This is a genomic window from Cellvibrionales bacterium, from assembly GCA_016713115.1.
Lineage (GTDB): Bacteria > Pseudomonadota > Gammaproteobacteria > Pseudomonadales > UBA7239 > UBA7239.
This window is the reverse complement of sequence record JADJPU010000001.1, coordinates 1,501,398-1,519,160: the sequence shown is the minus strand read 5'-3', so window position 1 is coordinate 1,519,160 and position 17,763 is coordinate 1,501,398. Positions and strand designations below refer to the sequence as shown.

The window sequence follows — 17,763 nt, the reverse complement described above, 5'->3', positions numbered from 1 at the left end:
GAAATACCTCTAGTAATTTTGAAAATGTGCTGAAAAAAATTAGCGTTTGTTTTTCTCAATAATACCCTGAGCAATATTGTTCGGCGCTTCAGAATATTTCAAGAATTCCATCGAGTAGCTAGCGCGACCTTGTGACATAGAACGCACATCTGTTGCGTAGCCAAACATTTCTGCCAATGGTACTTCAGCATTGATTACCTTGCCTGATGGATTTTCATCCATGCCAAGAATCATACCGCGGCGACGATTCAAGTCGCCAACCACATCACCCATGTAATCTTCTGGCGTTACCACTTCGACTTTCATAATCGGTTCTAGCAACGCGGCACCGCCCTTGAATGACAGTTCTTTGGTCGCCATTGATGCAGCAACTTTAAACGCCATCTCGTTAGAGTCGACATCGTGATAAGAACCGTCAAACACTGTCGCTTTTAAACCCAACAGAGGATAGCCGGCCAAAATACCGTTTTTCATCTGCTCAGCAATACCTTTCTGAATTGCTGGAATGTATTCCTTCGGAACAACACCGCCAACGACTTCATTGACAAATTCCAGCTGCTCTGCGTTTTGATCTTCAGCAGGCTCAAAACGAATCCAGCAGTGACCGTATTGACCGCGACCACCGGACTGGCGCACAAATTTACCTTCAATCTCTACTTTCTTGCTGATGCGTTCGCGATAAGCCACCTGCGGCTTACCAACGCTACACTCAACTTTAAACTCGCGGCGCATACGATCGACGATGATATCGAGGTGCAATTCGCCCATGCCCGCGATGATAGTTTGGCCTGTTTCTTCGTCGGTGCGCACACGGAAAGATGGATCTTCTTGTGCCAATTTTGACAAAGCCATACCCATTTTTTCTTGGTCGGGTTTTGCCTTTGGCTCTACCGCCACAGAAATTACAGGCTCAGGAAAATCCATGCGTTCCAGCACAATAGGCTGATCTTCGCTGCACAGTGTATCGCCAGTGGTTACATCTTTCATACCGATCAAGGCAGCGATGTCGCCAGCGCGCACTTCTTTAATTTCTTCGCGCTGGTTGGCATGCATTTGCACCATCCGACCCACGCGTTCTTTTTTGCCTTTTACCGAGTTGATCACGCTGTCGCCAGATGTCAAAACACCGGAATAAACACGCGCAAAAGTCAGCGTACCAACAAAAGGATCCGTTGCAATTTTGAACGCCAATGCCGCAAACGGCGCTTCATCCGACGCAGCGCGCTCGTCCAGCTTCTCTTCGTCATCTGGATGTGAGCCTTTGATGGCAGGAATATCTGTCGGTGCTGGCAAATAATCGATAACAGCGTCCAACACCAAAGGCACGCCCTTGTTCTTGAACGAAGAACCGCATACTGCCGGTATTATTTCGCAAGCGATAGTACGCAAGCGCAAACCTAACTTGATATCTTCAACACTCAAGTCACCTTCTTCGAGGTACTTGTTCATCAATTCTTCGTTGGCTTCCGCCGCGGCTTCCACCATGAAGTTGCGATATTCTTCCGCTTGCGCGCGCAAATCCGCTGGAATTTCTTCTTCGCGCGGTACAGTGCCTTTATCGTCATCATTCCAATAAATAGCTTTCATCGACATCAAGTCGATTTGACCTTGGAAATTTTCTTCCGCGCCGATAGCCAACTGTAAAGGCACAGGCGTGTGACCAAGGCGTTTTTTAATCTGCTCAACAACGCGCAAGAAATTCGCACCTTGACGATCCATTTTGTTCACATAAACAATGCGCGGCACGCCGTATTTATTAGCTTGACGCCAAACAGTTTCTGATTGCGGCTCAACACCAGAAGTGCCACAGAAAACCACCACCGCACCATCAAGCACACGCAGCGAACGCTCTACTTCAATAGTGAAGTCAACGTGCCCTGGGGTATCGATAACATTAACACGGTGATTTTGATATTGCTTTTTGGTACCAGACCAAAATGCAGTGACCGCAGCAGATGTAATGGTGATGCCACGCTCTTGCTCTTGCACCATCCAGTCTGTAGTTGCGGCACCGTCATGCACTTCACCAATCTTGTGTGACAAACCGGTGTAAAACAAAACGCGCTCAGTGGTCGTGGTTTTACCCGCATCAACATGCGCGCAAATACCGATATTGCGATAAAGATTGATAGGAGTGGTGCGTGCCACGTGTGTATCCTCGAAATAAATAAGAGGCTGTTAAAACAGCCTCTAGGAAATTAAAAGCGGTAGTGCGAGAACGCTTTGTTCGCTTCGGCCATACGATGAACATCTTCACGCTTCTTCACCGCGGCACCTTTGCCTTGCGCAGCATCCATCATCTCGCCAGCCAAACGTTGACGCATAGATTTTTCGCCGCGCTTACGTGAATACTCCACCATCCAACGCATTGCTAAAGCGTTGCGGCGAGAAGGGCGAACTTCAACAGGCACTTGATAAGTAGCACCACCGACGCGGCGGGCTTTTACTTCGACCATCGGTGCGATGTTTTCCATCGCCTGTTCAAAGATTTCAACCGGCTCTTTGCCGAGCTTTTCTTTGACGATATCCAATGCGCCGTAAACGATTCTTTCAGCGACGGATTTTTTGCCGCTTTCCATAACGTGGTTAACGAACTTGGCAAGCAAAGTGCTTCCGAATTTTGGATCTGGCAGCACTTCGCGTTTGGCCGCCACTCTTCTTCTTGGCATAACAATTTCCTCTGGTTTCAGGGTATCCGAGACGATGTTACCGCTCGGCCTTACTGGTGTTACTAAAAAACAGGCTCAGCTTACTTAGGACGCTTCGCACCGTATTTCGAACGGCGCTGCTTACGATCTTTCACGCCAGAAGTATCCAAGCTGCCGCGCACGGTGTGGTAACGCACACCCGGCAAGTCTTTTACACGACCGCCGCGAATCAGCACCACGCTGTGCTCCTGCAAGTTGTGGCCTTCACCACCAATGTAGGACGACACTTCGAAGCCGTTGGTCAAGCGAACACGGCACACTTTCCGCAAAGCCGAGTTAGGCTTTTTAGGCGTGGTGGTGTAAACGCGCGTGCAAACGCCACGACGCTGTGGGCACTGTTGCAAGGCTGGAACGTCACTTTTGGCAGCTTTACGCTGTCTGGGCTGACGCACCAACTGATTGATTGTTGCCATGTAAAACTCCGCAATGCGATCTATAAAGTATCTAGTTACAGCCCAAACCACCAAGCGCCACAAGGCGCTCCTACGGCAGAGCCGAAAAAGAGGCGGCATGATATAGAAGCGCCTCCGTAGCGTCAAGAATACTTGATCGCCTCAACGAAACTGCCCCGGTAGCTTCATGCCTCCGCCGAGGCCGGCGGGCATCTGACCTGCCACACCGCGCATCATATTGGCTAACCCTTTGCCACCTTTGAATTTCTTCATCATTTTAGCCATCTGCTTGTGCTGCTTGAGCAGACGGTTCAAGTCCTGCAAATCCGTGCCTGACCCCTGCGTAATACGACGCTTGCGCGAGCCGTTCAGAATGTCTGGGTTGCGGCGCTCTACGGGTGTCATGGAGTTGATTACCGCTTCCATGCGCTTGAATTGCTTGACGGTTTCATCCTGCTGCGCGATCTGTGCCATTTGACCCATGCCCGGCAACTTATCCAATAATCCAGCCATACCGCCCATGTTTTGCATTTGCTGCAACTGGTCGCGCAGATCTTCCAAATCAAAGCGCTGCCCTTTCTGCACTTTGAGCGCCAGCTTCTCTGCTTTCTTGTGATCAATTTTCTGCTGCGCTTCTTCGATAAGAGAAAGCACATCACCCATACCCAAAATACGCGAGGCAATACGATCTGGATGGAAAGGCTCCAAGGCATCGGTTTTTTCGCCGACACCAATAAACTTGACCGGCTTACCCGTCACCTGACGCACCGACAGCGCCGCACCACCGCGCGCATCACCGTCCATTTTGGTCAGCACCACGCCGGTCAGCGGCAGCGCTGCGTTAAATGCACTCGCCGTATTGACAGCATCCTGACCAATCATCGCATCGATAACGAACAGCGTTTCCACAGGATTTAGCGTCGCGTGCAACGCTTTGATTTCATCCATCAACGCATCGTCAACATGTAAACGACCCGCTGTATCGACTATCAACACATCAGCGAGCTGGCGTTTAGCCGCTTCCACAGCCTCTTTTGCGATTTCAACTGGCTTCTGCGACTCACCCATAAAAAATCGCACACCGACTTCACTGGCGAGTGTTTCTAACTGCTTGATGGCTGCGGGACGATACACATCCACACTCACAACCATCACATTTTTTTTCAAACGGCTTTTTAAGTGTTTTGCCAATTTGGCAACGCTGGTCGTTTTACCCGCCCCCTGCAAACCCGCCATCAAAATAATGGCCGGTGGTTTTACAGCAAGATTTAATTCTTCGTTTGCCGTTCCCATCACAGCAATCAATTCATCCTGCACAATTTTGACGAACTGCTGCCCCGGACTAAGACTGCGGCTCACTTCCTGTCCAATTGCACGTTTTCTTACAGCTTCGACAAAATCTTTCGCGACAGGCAGCGCAACATCTGCCTCCAGCAAGGCTTTGCGCACTTCTCGCAACGCATCTTGAATATTGTCATCCGTCAAACGCGCTTTACCGCTGATATTGCGCAAAGTACCGGATAAACGATCTGTTAAATTCTCAAACATAAACCATCACTCACTTCAAAATTTTTCTGGAAAATTCATTTAGCGCACAGAAATTCTGGGCAATCTTTTTTCTCATAACGCCAGCGATGATGCGACCACATCCAACACTCTGGCTGTCGACGGATATGCGCCTCCACTGCACTCATATACAGCTGCGACACCTCGCCATCACCACTGTACGGCGGCTGCGCCAAGGGCTCTATGCGACAGCGATATCGGCCGCATCCCAACTTTTCTGTTGCCACATAAAACAATGGGTAGCTCGTCATTTTTGCAATGCGCTCCGGACCGATCACCACTGGCGTATCCACACCCATAAATGTCGTCCAGTACTTACTATCGCGACGGCGCGGATTTTGATCACCCAAAATACCGAAAGCTCTCGTTTGCTTGCGCAACTTCAAAATAATCTTTGCCGCCCTTTCAGCGGGAATCATATGCGAACGAAAGCGCGTTCGGAGATCCATAAAAAAACGATCCGCCGCCTCATTATGCAGAGGCCTGTACAACGCATCGAGCGGGTGCGGCAGAGCAACAGCAACAGCAGCCAACATCCACTCCCAATTACCTTGATGGGCCGACAATAAAATTACCGACTGCCCCTCATGCATTACACTCTTTACTTCTTCTAGCCCCTGAATTTCAAATCGACGCAGCAACTCTTCGTGACGCATACGCGACAGCATGATGATTTCGACAACCACATCTGCCAGATACTGATAAAACTTATGCGCTATTACACCCCTTTCTTCAGCACTCTTTTCAGGAAATGCCATCGCCAAATTTTTTGCCACCACTTTGTGGCGGTAGCGTGCCACGCGCTCCAAAACAAATGCCAACACATTTGAAAAAAGAAACAACGCACTCGGCGGCAAAAAAGCAAGGCACCTTGCTAGAAAAACAAGCAACATAAACAATCAAGCATTCAAATTAAATTTTCAGGCGTTCAGTTGTTAGATTCGGGCAGTTTTTCAACAAACAACAGATGATCCATTTGTAATGACAGCACCTTCACACGCGTACCCACTGGAAGATCTTCTGCTGCCACCACTCCCCAAACACTATCGTCCACCCTAGCTCTACCGCGTCCATTCTCAACTGCTTCGGTCAATACCAAAATGCGCCCGATATACTGGGCTGTGCGTTTATTGAGCAGTGGTTCATCGGCTATTTTGGGGCAGCGTTGTTGGTATTGCCACCACCCGAGCGCACACAACACACTCGAAGTTGAAAACATCAGTAGCTGTGCTTGCCACGCTAAATTAGGAAGAAAAAAAACTAAGCTCCCCGTCAAGCCTGCCGCCATGCCCAACCACAACAAATAGCCGCCTGCACCGACCATTTCAACGATCAACAACACCAGTGCCAACGCAAACCAGAGCCAATGGTCGAGCAGTCCTGCAATCATCGCCTTACTAACCTTTAGGTAATTGTGGTGGAGCTACTGTTTTGGGCTGTTCGCCGGCCGCTTTAAACAACTCCGCAATCCCTCCCACAGAGCCAATGACTTGCGACGCTTCCAACGGCATCAAAATCACCTTGCTATTGTTCGCCGACGCCACGCTACTCAATGCCTCAATATATTTCTGCGCCACAAAGTAGTTGACCGCCTGAATATCACCCTTGGCGATGGCTTGTGACACCATGTGCGTCGCCTTGGCCTCTGCTTCAGCAGCACGCTCACGCGCCTCTGCTTGCAAAAAGGCCGCTTGACGATCACCTTCCGCCTTCAGAATTTGCGCCTGTTTCAAACCATCCGCCTCGAGGATTTCCGCCTGCTTGCGCCCTTCGGCTTCCAACACTGCAGCCCGCTTCTCCCTTTCAGCTTTCATCTGGTTTGCCATGGCATCCACCAGATCGCGCGGCGGAGTGATGTCCTTGATCTCTATACGGGTGACCTTGATCCCCCACGGGTGCGTGGCTTGATCCACAATGCGAAGTAAGCGCTCATTTATCTCATCGCGCTTAGATAGCATTTCATCCAACTCTAAAGCCCCTAGTACAGTGCGGATATTGGTCATGGTCAAATTGCGTACAGCATTCTGCAAATCGGCCACTTCATAAGACGCTTGCGCGGCATTGACGACTTGATAGAAGCAGATGGCATCAATTCTCACCATGGCGTTATCCGCGCTGATGACCTCTTGCGGTGGAATGTCCAACACCTGCTCCATCACGCTCACTTGCTGGCCGATGCGATCAATAAAAGGAATGATGAAGTTCAAGCCAGGACTCAAAGTATGCGTATAGCGGCCAAAGCGCTCTACCGTCCACTCAAAGCCCTGCGGCACAAAGCGCACGCCCAGCTTGACGATATATACGGCAAAACCGCCCAATAACCACGGTACCAGTTGAGCGAATGACATAACTTTCTCCTTGTAAGATTTACCAAACGAGTGATCAATACAGGGGCGAGATACTACCAGTTTTCCACAGGAGATTGCCCCAGCAAACGGTTGTCAGGGGTGTTCCATACGACGAGCATCTGACATACAATGCCCGCCCCTCGGCACCTTGGGCGTCCGATGGAGTTAACCGACACCCTAGAGCCAGACCCTATTTAGAGCAGGAAAAAGAACATGGTAACTATTCGTCTGTCACGCGGCGGCGCAAAAAAACGCCCCTTCTATCATCTGACAGTAACCGATTCACGCAACGCGCGTGACGGCAGCTTCATTGAGCATGTTGGCTTCTTCAACCCCGTTGCTAAAGGCCAAGAAGAGCGCGTGCGCGTCGATCAAGAACGCGTTGCTTATTGGGTGAGCAAAGGCGCGCAATTGTCTGAGCGCGTTGCCAGCTTACTGAAACAAAAAGCGGCCTAATTTTCTGCAAAAACGAACCATTGTAGGCAAAATTACTTCTGCCTACGGCGTGAAAGGTTGGGTGAAAATTCACTCCTATACCGATCCCGCTGAAAAAATTTTTCAGTTTGATCGCTGGTCGTTAGAGAGCAATGCAACATCGCGAGCCGCCACTGAAATTACTGTTGCTGAACATCGGCAACACGGCAAAGGGTTTGTTGCACGCATCAAAGGTATAGACGATCGCACGGCGGCTGAAGCTATTTGCCAGCGTGCGATTGCAGTCAGTGCAGACACTTTGCCGGAGTTACCGGAAGGCGAGTACTACTGGCAACAACTGATTGGTTTGCATGTTGTTAGCAACCAAGAAGGTGCTCAAAAAATTTTGCTGGGAGAAATTTCCAGCATGCTGGAAACAGGAGCAAACGATGTCATGGTTGTTTCTCCTTGTGATGGCAGCATAGATCAGCGCGAACGCTTGCTGCCCTATGTGGATGTTTACATTTTGCAAGTGGATCTTGAAAACAAGCAAATGCTGGTTGACTGGGATCCTGAATTTTAAAGAGGAATAACCCGTGAAGCTGGGTGTAGTGACACTGTTTCCAGACATGTTCACTGCGATAAGCGGATACGGCATCAGCGGTAGAGCATTTGATAATAATTTGCTCTCGCTAGAATGCTGGAACCCGCGCAGCTTCACGACAGATGTACACCAAACAGTGGACAGCCGACCTTACGGCGGCGGCCCCGGTATGGTGATGATGGCCGAGCCATTGCGAGATGCGTTGCACGCTGCACGCGCTGCACTGCCGAAGGCAAAAGTGATTTACCTGTCACCGCAAGGCAGGACGCTGGATCAGCGCGCTGTAGAAAGTTTTGCAGCACGAGAAGAACTGATTCTGCTCTGCGGTCGATATGAAGGTGTTGATGAGCGCCTGCTGGCGTTAGAAGTCGATGAGGAATGCTCCATCGGCGACTATATTTTATCCGGCGGCGAATTACCTGCGATGGTGCTCATCGACGCAATGATTCGGATTCTGCCCAACGCACTCGGCCATGCCGAGTCCGCCAAGCAGGATTCCTTCAGTTCGGGCTTGCTGGATTTTCCACAATATGCGCGACCTGAAGTGTACGATGGAGTACCGGTGCCGCGCGTTTTATTAAGCGGCCACCACGAACAGATACGCCGCTGGCGTTTGCAACAAGCGTTGCACCGCACGCGAGAAAGAAGGCCGGAATTGTTAGAAAGAAAGCCGTTGAATAAAGAAGAAAATACTTTGCTCAACACACCGATTAACAATGATTAGTTTTTACTACGGAAAGATTTTTGCACTAGGAGAAGAACATGAGCAACATCACTATCATCGCGCAAATCGAAGCTGAACAAGCAACCCGCGCACTGCCAGCTTTTGCACAAGGCGACACCGTGATCGTCAATGTAAAAGTAAAAGAAGGCAACCGTGAGCGCGTACAGGCGTTTGAAGGCGTAGTGATTGCTAAACGCAACCGCGGTCTGCACTCAGCTTTTACCGTGCGCAAAATTTCTCACGGTGTAGGCGTAGAAAGAACTTTCCAATCACACAGCCCACTGATTGCCAGCGTAGAGCTGAAACGCCGTGGCGCTGTACGCCAAGCCAAACTGTACTACTTGCGCGACCTGAGTGGCAAAGCAGCGCGCATCAAAGAAAAATTGAACTGAGTTATCACTCCGTTCTGTATAAAGGCGACTTCGGTCGCCTTTATCTTTTTAACGACGCGCATATAGGCGATGAACACACCACGCACAACGCCACCGATGATCCAAACCTATCTCGACAGCGTGTGGCTGGAGAAGGGCTTGAGCAAACACTCTTTGTCCGCATACCGCAGTGATCTCACACTGTTTGCCGCGCACTTAGATCAACAACACGCTGCGCTGACTACAGTTTCTACTGCCGATATCCAAGCGTATCTCGCACACTTGCTGGCCACGGGTACAACAGCGCGCACTGCAGCGCGTTTCCTCTCTTGTGTTCGCGGCTTCTATCGTTTTTTATTGCGTGAAAAGTTGATCGATAAAGATCCAACGCTCGATATCCAAAGCCCAAAGCTTGGTCGCCCACTGCCCAAATTTATTACCGAAACAGAAGTGGACGCGCTATTGAATGCGCCTGATATCAACGACGCCATTGGATTGCGCGACAAAGCCATGCTGGAAATTCTGTACGCCTGCGGGCTGCGGGTATCGGAGTTGACGGGTCTTACCGTGGGCTCCGTGAATCTGCGCCAAGGCGTGGTGCGCGTGACAGGCAAAGGCAACAAAGAGCGCTTGGTGCCGATTGGTGAAGAGGCTACACACTGGCTAGAACGCTATATGCGTGAAGCAAGGCCGATACTGCTCGACAATCAACCGCTAGAGATTCTGTTCCCTAGCAATCGTGCGCAGGCCATGACACGCCAGACTTTCTGGCACCGCATCAAGCAACACGCTATGCAAGCGGGTATTCGTACTGCACTGTCTCCTCACACCCTGCGTCACGCATTTGCCACACACCTACTCAATCACGGTGCCGATTTACGCGTAGTGCAACTTTTGCTCGGACACAGTGACTTGTCCACCACGCAAATCTATACTCACATCGCAAGAGCACGCATGCAGGACTTGCATGCCCAACATCATCCTCGCGGCTGAACAAACCCATTCAAGGTGACACATGAAAAAAGTACTGGCATTTCTCTTGGCTTCCACTGTTCTAACACCTTTTGCTTACGCTGGGGCACCGGTTTCTCCCGAACAAGCAAATGTTTTAAAAACAGCTGTGCAAAAAGCGCGCCCTGGAATGTCCATCGGCGAAATTCGCAGCTCTACTGTCTCTGGACTATTTGAAGTGGATCTTGGTGGCAAAGACACGGTATATATGTCGGCGGATGGAAAATATCTGATCACCGGCACCATGTACCGCGTAGAAAATAAAAAGTTTGTAAACATTGCTGATGAACGCATGCAACCGATGCGTGTGCAAAAACTCGCCGCTGTCAAAAGAGAAGATATGGTGATTTTTTCACCGCAGGGAAAACCAAAATCTTATGTCACTGTTTTCACCGATATTGATTGCGGCTTCTGCAGAAAACTACATCAAGAAGTTCCCAAATTAAATGCCATGGGTATTGAAGTGCGCTACCTCGCATATCCACGCAGCGGCGTCCCTCACCATCCTCCGAAAAACTTAGTACCGTTTGGTGTTCAAAAGACCCTCAAGCAGCGCTGACAAAAATGAAAAGTGGCTCTACATTGCCCACACAAACTTGCGCCAGCAATGCTGTTGCCGCCCAATACCAATTGGGTAACGAACTGGGTATCAGCGGAACACCTGCGTTGTTCACACCTAACGGTGAATTACTCCCAGGCTATATGCCTGCAGAAGAATTGGCGGCCACATTGGGCGTAGCTGCACAATAAAATTTACTTCAACACTATCCACCATGCCGAGCACCTTTCAATTCTCGGAAGCTGTGCTAGCTTGGTTTGATCGCGCAGGACGCAAGCACCTCCCTTGGCAGCAAGACATCACACCGTATCGCGTGTGGCTCTCCGAAATCATGCTGCAACAGACACAAGTCAGCACAGTTATCCCTTATTTTGAAAAGTTTGTCGCGCGCTTTCCTGATGTTGATGCGCTCGCCGCCGCCAAACAAGACGAGGTATTAGCGCTGTGGACAGGTTTGGGCTACTACTCACGCGCACGCAATCTACATCGCACGGCACAAATTATTTGCGCGCAGTACAACCGTGTTTTCCCAAACGCAGTTGAAGCACTCAGCCAATTACCCGGCATTGGTCGCTCCACTGCCGGTGCTATTGTCTCGATCGCTTACAAAAAACACGCAGCCATTCTCGACGGCAATGTCAAACGCGTCTTGGCGCGTTTTTACGCAATTAGCGGATGGAGCGGTGCTTCCTCCACACAAAAAACACTCTGGCACTACGCAGAAGAAAATACACCGAAACAGCGCACGGGTGATTACACACAGGCGATGATGGATCTCGGCGCAACAGTCTGCACGCGCAGCAAACCGCGTTGCACACAGTGCCCATTACAGACTCATTGTGTTGCCTACCGCGACAACAGCGTCACGAAATATCCAGAAAAAAACCCAAAAAAAGCCTTACCAACAAGAACAGTTAATATGCTGATAATTCGCAATTGCGCCGGCGAAGTTTTATTACAACAACGCGCGCCCACCGGTTTGTGGGGCAGCCTGTGGTGTCTGCCAGAAATATCACCAGAAAAAAATATCGGTGATAGCTGTAAAGATTTGTGTGAACAACAGCCAAAAAAAATAGAAATTTGGCCGAGCTGGAAACACAGCTTCAGTCATTTCCATCTCGACATCACACCTGTTTTGATCGATGTAAATACGCGCACCCAAAAAATCACTGAACCGAATCAGCAGTGGATCAAACCCAACCAAGCATCAACGCTCGGCATGCCTGCCCCCGCCGTCAAACTGCTCGCGCAACTGGCAGCGTGCTAAAATTTGGCACCTTTTCAAGGAATATCCGCCGTGTCACGCACTGTTTTCTGTCGCAAATATCAACAAGAAATGGAGGGTTTGGATAAACCTCCCTTCCCTGGCGCTAAAGGGCAAGAGCTTTTTGCATCCGTCTCCAAACAGGCCTGGCAGGAGTGGATTGCGCACCAAACTATGCTGATCAACGAAAAAAAATTGAACATGATGGACATGACAGCACGCACTTATCTCTCTGAGCAGCGCGATTTATTTCTCAGCGGCGATGCCTTCGACAAAGCTGACGGTTATGTGCCGCCCAACGCGTAAGTTTGCTTGACCTCCCTGCGCACAGCGGGTCTAATACGCGCCTCCGAAATGGCCAGATAGCTCAGTCGGTAGAGCAAGGGACTGAAAATCCCTGTGTCGACAGTTCGATTCTGTCTCTGGCCACCATCTTCCACGCCCAGCTTTCGCTGGGCGTTTTTATTTGCTCACACCAAGCCCAACGCGCGCAGGCCGCTGTACCCCATATATAAGCCAACGCCACAAATCAACGCGCCGGAAAAATACGGCGCTTTACGGGCAATTTCACCGAAGCCGCTCCAGCGCTTTGCAGCGTGTTTCGCACCCAGCGCAGCCATCACGCCCGATGCCGTCAACATCAAGGCCAACCCCACGCTAAAGCACAGCACCAGCGCGGCTCCCAGAGCGAACTGTTTTAACTGTAAACACAGTAACAGCACCGTGATGGAAGCAGGACAGGGGATCAAACCGCCCGTTAATCCAAACAACACAATCTGCCCTGTAGTGACTTCACGGTTAGTGAAGCGGCGGCGAATGTCTTCCGCGTGCATACGCTCGTGCGGATCTTGGTACTCCTGATCCACATCATCCACCGCTGCAGCTGCAGGCGGGCGCTCATGATCGTGATGACTATGACAATGCTCGTGTTGCTGCGCCAATTTTTGATACTTGCGCGTCCGCCACACCATCCATACCCCCATGCCGATCACCAACACCGAGGAAACCAGATGAATGTACGGCTCCGTAGTCTCTGCACTCCAATGGCTGCCAAAATACATCCCTGCTAACGCAATTACCCATACCACGGCTGTGTGTGACAGGGTTGCTGACAGCCCCAGCAGCACTGCCTGCCCCACCGTGCCGCGCACTGCCACGATGAATGCGGCCATCATGGTCTTGGAGTGCCCAGGCTCCAAACCATGTAGAGCACCTAGAAAAATAGCGCTGGGGATAAACAGCCATGCATTACCTTGCTGTAACAGTGTTAAAAATTCATTCATACATCATCTCCAGCCGAGGCTGCTTTACAAATACTTGGTAATTGCTTTGAACTCGCGGATGGTATCCGCTGCGCTCTGCGTACGATCGCGCACGACCTGCTCCAGACAGTGGTCGATGTGATCGTGCACCAGCACTTTTTTGGCATTGCCAATCGCGCTCTCCACCGCCTGCAACTGCTGCGCGATATCTAAGCAGTGACGGTCTTCCTCCAGCATCACGATGATGCTCTGCAAATGCCCCGCCGCGCGTTTCAGCCGCTTGATGACATCGGGATGCTCAGTGTGTGCGCTCATGGCTACGACCTCATTAACCTATCCTAGGGGATAGGATATAGCTGAATACACAAGAACGACAAGTGGCGTATCAGACGGTTTTACTTGATGCGTGTCGCCCGCACTCTATTTCTATCCATTTAGAATAGTTCGCTGTGACCATTAGGTGTTGTTATGCAAATAACTAATAAGCGCAAAGCTCTGGCCATTCCACCCATTTTTCGTTTGGGCTTTCGCCCATTTTTTCTACTCGGTGCGCTGCTGGCGTTAATCGCTGCGCCGCTGTGGGTAGGTGCGTTGCTCGGCGCTTGGTCGCTGCCCACGCCTCTCGGTGGCTGGTTGGCGTGGCATCGTCACGAAATGGTGTTTGGTTTTGCAGGCGCAGTAATTGCCGGTTTTTTATTAACCGCCGTGCAAACATGGACGGGGCAGCCGAGTTTATCGGGCAAACCGCTCGCGGTATTAGTCGTGCTGTGGCTGCTTGCGCGCGGCAGTTGGTGGCAACCTTTTCCAATTATTTTATTGTTGCTAAATGCCATTTTTTTATTAGCAGTCACCGCTGCAATGACACGCTTATTGTGGGCGGCTCGCCAAAATCGTAATTACCCAATTGCCGCGGTCTTGCTACTACTTACGGCAACCAACGCATTAACACTGTGCGGCGTTTTGCAAAACAACGATGCGTGGCAACGCCAAGGTAGCTTGGCAGCCGTGTGGTTGGTATTAGCGATGATTACGCTGATCGGCGGGCGTGTGATTCCCTTTTTTACTTTTCGCGGTTTGCTACGCACGGCACAAGTTACTGCATGGCCGTGGCTGGATTGGTCACTGCTTGCTGGAGCGGTTATTGTTGCTGTGCTTACAGCAAGTGGATTACTCACACAAAATCCCAATACATTTGGCGGCATTTTGCTCGTACTACTTGGTGCAGGGCATGCTGTTCGTTTAGTGCGCTGGTTTGATGCAGGCTTATTGCGTGTGCCACTACTGTGGTCACTGCATCTCGCCTATGCGTGGCTAGTCGTCGGCTGCATAGGCTTGGCGCTGTGGTCTTTTGATTTAGGTGTACTGGAAGGGCAAGCGCTGCATGCATTAACTGTCGGTGCCATTGGTGGTTTAATTTTGGCGATGATGGCGCGCGTTTCACTCGGTCACACCGGCAGACCACTAGAATTACCGAAAGGTTTTTTTATTGCGTTTGTGTTGATAAACATTGTCACGCTATTGCGTGTTGTCGGTCCATCCATCAGCTATACAACAGCGATGTATTTAGCCGCAGCAGGATGGAGTTTAGCGTTTCTGCAATTTGCCGTGGTGTATGGACCTATGCTGTGCAAGGCTCGCACAGATGGTCATTCGGGCTAGTCGCGTTTCAAGGGTAACATTCTCAACAAAGTGTTATCACGCATAAAGTGGTGATGGTAAATCGCTGCTGCTGCATGTAGTCCAATCAGAAAATATCCCAAGCGACCTATTGTTTCGTGAATTTCTTTGATATTTCTCGCCAACTCTGGGTTAGGCTCCAATATTGCCGGCAAAATCAATCCAAAAAATGGAATCGGTTTTCCTGCAGCACTAAGCGTCATCCATCCAATTAATGGCATAGCCAGTAAAAAACATATAACGCGGCTTGAACCAATTTGGCGATATTTAATTGCCAAACGGGTGGCGCGGGCGATATGGTCGGCGTATCGAAAAGCATTCGTGCCGCCAAGCGCATCACAGTAACAAGCAACACCGACAAACCCAGCATAAAGTGCCATGTCTTCATCAATTCGCGCGGCGCACTACCCTTTTCATAGATTCCTTTGAATTCCATCAGCGCATAGACAGCAACCAACAAAAACAAAGTCAGCCAATGCAGCGCGATGATTGTCATGTGATATCGACAGTTATGTCGTGCCTCGCTCATCATGTCTCTCCAATAGCAAGAAGTAAGTAAGAAAGCTGCTCGCCAGTCCAGCCTGCAAGACTGCCCGAGAATTATAGGCTGTCTACTCTATATCTACCGCCCATTTCCTAAGTTGTCAGACCCCTCCCTAGGCTATAGGATTGCACCCTGTTTGGTGGATCAGGCAGCGCGAGCTGCCTGTTTGCGTTTCTGGCTTCCCACTTTTTCACTACCTGAGAGGTACACAGTAAGATCATGTCCCACGCACTAATGAACACTTACGGCACACGCGCACTCACTTTTGTGCGCGGCGAAGGCAGTTGGTTGATTGCAGACGATGGCAAACGCTATCTCGATGCCATCAGCGGTATCGCTGTGTGTGGTTTGGGGCATGCGCATGCCGGCGTGGCAGCAGCGATAGCACAACAAGCAGCAACGCTGGTGCACACATCCAACTTGTACAACATTCCGCAGCAGCAAAAACTCGGCGCACAACTGTGCCAACTCGCCGGTATGGACAAAGTTTTTTTCGGCAACTCCGGCGCCGAAGCGAACGAATGTGCGATCAAACTCGCGCGTTTGTACGGCCACAAAAAAGGCATCGACAGCCCCGTGATTGTGGTGATGGAAAAATCTTTTCACGGTCGCACGCTCGCCACCTTAACGGCTACGGGCAATCGCAAAGTGCAAGCGGGTTTTGAACCGCTAGTGCAAGGTTTTGTGCGCGCGCCTTACGGTGATGTAGAAGCCGTAAAAACCATTGCTGCGAACAACCCCAATGTTGTCGCTGTGCTCGCAGAGCCCGTGCAGGGCGAAGGCGGCGTAAACATTCCTGCAGCAGATTATCTCAATCAATTGCGCAGCATTTGTGACGCGCATCAATGGTTGCTGATGCTGGACGAAGTGCAAACCGGCAATGGCCGCACTGGGAAATATTTTGCTTATCAGCACAACAATATTCTTCCCGATGTTGTTACCACCGCTAAAGGTTTGGGCAATGGCTTTCCTATCGGTGCCTGTCTTGCACAAGGCGCGGCGGCAGAATTGTTTCAAGCGGGCAACCACGGCTCAACCTTCGGCGGCAGTGCCTTGGCCTGCACCACCGCGCAGGCGGTAGTCGATACGCTGCTGAACGAAAAGTTGATTGAGCGCGCAGAAACGCTGGGCAAAAAATTGTTGGCTGATCTGCAAACCACACTAGCGGATTGCTCGCAAGTGGTAACAGTGCGCGGCTTGGGCTTGATGCTCGGCATCGAGCTGCAAAATGATGCGCCCGATTTAGTCGCGCGCGCCGCCGAAAAAGGCGTACTCATCAACGTCACTGCTGGCAAAGTAATTCGTTTGCTGCCGACTTTTGTGATGACAGACGAAGAAACTGCGCTGTTAGTGACAACACTGCACGATTTGCTGCGCGATCCTGCCTAAGAGATTTTTTACATGAGCACTCGCCACTTTCTGACGCTGCTGGATTTTTCACCCGCTGAATTGCGCGCAGTAATTGATCGCTCTATTGCCATGAAAGCGGAGCACGAAGCAGGCAATGACCCACAAATTTTTCGCAATAAAGTACTGGGGATGATTTTTGAAAAATCGTCCACCCGCACGCGCGTTTCTTTTGAAGCGGGCATGGCACAGCTCGGCGGACATGCTATGTTTTTGTCGCCGCGCGACACGCAATTAGGACGCGGTGAGCCGGTGGAAGATTCTGCACGCATTCTGTCGCGCATGGTGGACATCATCATGATTCGCACCTTTGCACACGACATCGTGGAAAAGTTTTCGCAGTATTCGTGTGTGCCAGTCATCAATGCTTTGACGGATGATTTTCACCCCTGCCAAGTGTTGGCCGACGTGCAAACATGGATAGAACATCGCGGCGAAATCGCCGGAAAAACGGTGGCGTGGATAGGCGACGGCAACAATATGTGTCAAACATGGATACAAGCCGCCGCGCAATTTGGTTTCAAACTGCGCATCGCCTGCCCACCCGGTTTTGAACCCAATAATATTTTGCTGCAACAACACGAAAACTGTGTTTCTCTCGGACACGACATTGAAGACGCCGTGCGCGACGCTGATTTAGTGACCACCGATGTGTGGGCATCCATGGGGCAAGAAGACGAACAGCGCGAACGCGTGCAGCGTTTTCGCGGCTACCAAGTCAATCCAAAATTGATGGATTTAGCCAAACCTGATGCGCTGTTTATGCACTGCCTACCAGCCCATCGCGGCGAGGAAGTCAGTGAAGACATGCTGGATGATCCGCGCTCCGTGGTGTGGGACGAAGCAGAAAACCGCCTGCATGTGCAAAAAGCGCTGATGGTATTTTTGATGGAGCAGAGCAAAAAATAATTC

The 17,763-nt window shown here is 50.6% G+C and carries 21 protein-coding genes, 1 tRNA gene and 1 pseudogene; 13 read left to right on the top strand and 10 right to left on the bottom strand.

Annotated features, from left to right (window positions below):
- Positions 1–39: 39 nt before the first annotated feature.
- From fusA to IPK30_07520, 7 genes are all read right to left on the bottom strand, one after another.
- Complete coding sequence (gene fusA / locus IPK30_07550; protein ID MBK8103126.1) at positions 40–2,148, bottom strand: elongation factor G; 2,109 nt, start codon at positions 2,146–2,148, stop codon at positions 40–42.
- A 50-nt stretch (positions 2,149–2,198) separates the two neighbouring features.
- The gene (gene rpsG, locus IPK30_07545; GenBank protein ID MBK8103125.1) at positions 2,199–2,669 is read right to left on the bottom strand and encodes a 30S ribosomal protein S7; all 471 of its coding nucleotides are present in this window, start codon (positions 2,667–2,669) and stop codon (positions 2,199–2,201) included.
- An 80-nt stretch (positions 2,670–2,749) separates the two neighbouring features.
- Positions 2,750–3,121: a 30S ribosomal protein S12 gene (gene rpsL, locus IPK30_07540; protein ID MBK8103124.1), complete on the bottom strand. Its 372-nt coding sequence runs from the start codon at positions 3,119–3,121 to the stop codon at positions 2,750–2,752.
- A 141-nt stretch (positions 3,122–3,262) separates the two neighbouring features.
- Positions 3,263–4,648 carry a signal recognition particle protein gene (gene ffh / locus IPK30_07535; GenBank protein MBK8103123.1) on the bottom strand — a complete coding sequence of 462 codons (1,386 nt, stop codon included), beginning with the start codon at positions 4,646–4,648 and terminating at the stop codon, positions 3,263–3,265.
- Between the two features lie 35 nt (positions 4,649–4,683).
- Complete coding sequence (locus IPK30_07530; GenBank protein MBK8103122.1) at positions 4,684–5,559, bottom strand: lysophospholipid acyltransferase family protein; 876 nt, start codon at positions 5,557–5,559, stop codon at positions 4,684–4,686.
- A 35-nt stretch (positions 5,560–5,594) separates the two neighbouring features.
- Complete coding sequence (locus IPK30_07525; protein MBK8103121.1) at positions 5,595–6,056, bottom strand: NfeD family protein; 462 nt, start codon at positions 6,054–6,056, stop codon at positions 5,595–5,597.
- A 7-nt stretch (positions 6,057–6,063) separates the two neighbouring features.
- Positions 6,064–7,014 carry an SPFH/Band 7/PHB domain protein gene (locus IPK30_07520; protein ID MBK8103120.1) on the bottom strand — a complete coding sequence of 317 codons (951 nt, stop codon included), beginning with the start codon at positions 7,012–7,014 and terminating at the stop codon, positions 6,064–6,066.
- Positions 7,015–7,227: 213 nt separating this feature from the next.
- On the opposite strand from IPK30_07520, the gene rpsP reads away from it, so the two are divergent.
- The 10 genes from rpsP to IPK30_07470 all read left to right on the top strand — a co-directional run bounded on the left by rpsP (position 7,228) and on the right by IPK30_07470 (position 12,393).
- Positions 7,228–7,470, top strand: a complete 243-nt coding sequence (rpsP, locus tag IPK30_07515; GenBank protein ID MBK8103119.1) for a 30S ribosomal protein S16 — start codon at positions 7,228–7,230, stop codon at positions 7,468–7,470.
- A 4-nt stretch (positions 7,471–7,474) separates the two neighbouring features.
- On the top strand, positions 7,475–8,011 hold the full coding sequence (gene rimM / locus IPK30_07510) for a ribosome maturation factor RimM (protein MBK8103118.1): 537 nt from the start codon (positions 7,475–7,477) through the stop codon (positions 8,009–8,011).
- A 13-nt stretch (positions 8,012–8,024) separates the two neighbouring features.
- The gene (trmD, locus tag IPK30_07505; protein MBK8103117.1) at positions 8,025–8,756 is read left to right on the top strand and encodes a tRNA (guanosine(37)-N1)-methyltransferase TrmD; all 732 of its coding nucleotides are present in this window, start codon (positions 8,025–8,027) and stop codon (positions 8,754–8,756) included.
- 38 nt (positions 8,757–8,794) lie between these two features.
- A complete protein-coding gene (gene rplS / locus IPK30_07500) occupies positions 8,795–9,148 on the top strand; it encodes a 50S ribosomal protein L19 (GenBank protein MBK8103116.1) in 354 nt (117 codons plus the stop codon).
- A gap of 69 nt (positions 9,149–9,217) precedes the next feature.
- Positions 9,218–10,120 carry a site-specific tyrosine recombinase XerD gene (gene xerD, locus IPK30_07495; GenBank protein ID MBK8103115.1) on the top strand — a complete coding sequence of 301 codons (903 nt, stop codon included), beginning with the start codon at positions 9,218–9,220 and terminating at the stop codon, positions 10,118–10,120.
- Between the two features lie 22 nt (positions 10,121–10,142).
- Complete coding sequence (locus IPK30_07490) at positions 10,143–10,697, top strand: thioredoxin fold domain-containing protein (GenBank protein MBK8103114.1); 555 nt, start codon at positions 10,143–10,145, stop codon at positions 10,695–10,697.
- Positions 10,616–10,888, top strand: a complete 273-nt coding sequence (locus IPK30_07485) for a thioredoxin fold domain-containing protein (GenBank protein MBK8103113.1) — start codon at positions 10,616–10,618, stop codon at positions 10,886–10,888. Before IPK30_07490 ends, IPK30_07485 begins: the two co-directional genes overlap by 82 nt.
- A gap of 23 nt (positions 10,889–10,911) precedes the next feature.
- The gene (gene mutY, locus IPK30_07480) at positions 10,912–11,964 is read left to right on the top strand and encodes an A/G-specific adenine glycosylase (GenBank protein ID MBK8103112.1); all 1,053 of its coding nucleotides are present in this window, start codon (positions 10,912–10,914) and stop codon (positions 11,962–11,964) included.
- A gap of 30 nt (positions 11,965–11,994) precedes the next feature.
- Complete coding sequence (locus IPK30_07475; GenBank protein MBK8103111.1) at positions 11,995–12,267, top strand: oxidative damage protection protein; 273 nt, start codon at positions 11,995–11,997, stop codon at positions 12,265–12,267.
- Positions 12,268–12,317: 50 nt separating this feature from the next.
- Positions 12,318–12,393, top strand: a tRNA-Phe gene (locus IPK30_07470).
- A 38-nt stretch (positions 12,394–12,431) separates the two neighbouring features.
- Here IPK30_07470 and rcnA read toward each other — a convergent pair.
- On the bottom strand, positions 12,432–13,244 hold the full coding sequence (gene rcnA, locus IPK30_07465; protein MBK8103110.1) for a nickel/cobalt efflux transporter RcnA: 813 nt from the start codon (positions 13,242–13,244) through the stop codon (positions 12,432–12,434).
- Between the two features lie 24 nt (positions 13,245–13,268).
- Complete coding sequence (locus tag IPK30_07460) at positions 13,269–13,538, bottom strand: metal-sensing transcriptional repressor (protein ID MBK8103109.1); 270 nt, start codon at positions 13,536–13,538, stop codon at positions 13,269–13,271.
- Between the two features lie 153 nt (positions 13,539–13,691).
- Here IPK30_07460 and IPK30_07455 point away from each other — a divergent pair, with 153 nt between their 5' ends.
- Positions 13,692–14,882, top strand: a complete 1,191-nt coding sequence (locus IPK30_07455) for an NnrS family protein (GenBank protein ID MBK8103108.1) — start codon at positions 13,692–13,694, stop codon at positions 14,880–14,882.
- Here IPK30_07455 and IPK30_07450 read toward each other — a convergent pair.
- Positions 14,879–15,429 (bottom strand): annotated as a pseudogene (locus IPK30_07450) (cytochrome b). The gene IPK30_07455 and the pseudogene IPK30_07450 overlap by 4 nt on opposite strands.
- 234 nt (positions 15,430–15,663) lie before the next feature.
- Here IPK30_07450 and IPK30_07445 point away from each other — a divergent pair.
- Both IPK30_07445 and argF read left to right on the top strand, forming a co-directional pair.
- Complete coding sequence (locus tag IPK30_07445) at positions 15,664–16,833, top strand: aspartate aminotransferase family protein (GenBank protein MBK8103107.1); 1,170 nt, start codon at positions 15,664–15,666, stop codon at positions 16,831–16,833.
- 12 nt (positions 16,834–16,845) lie between these two features.
- Positions 16,846–17,760 (top strand): ornithine carbamoyltransferase, encoded by a 915-nt coding sequence (argF, locus tag IPK30_07440; protein ID MBK8103106.1) that lies wholly within the window; start codon positions 16,846–16,848, stop codon positions 17,758–17,760.
- The last annotated feature ends 3 nt before the right edge of the window (positions 17,761–17,763 follow it).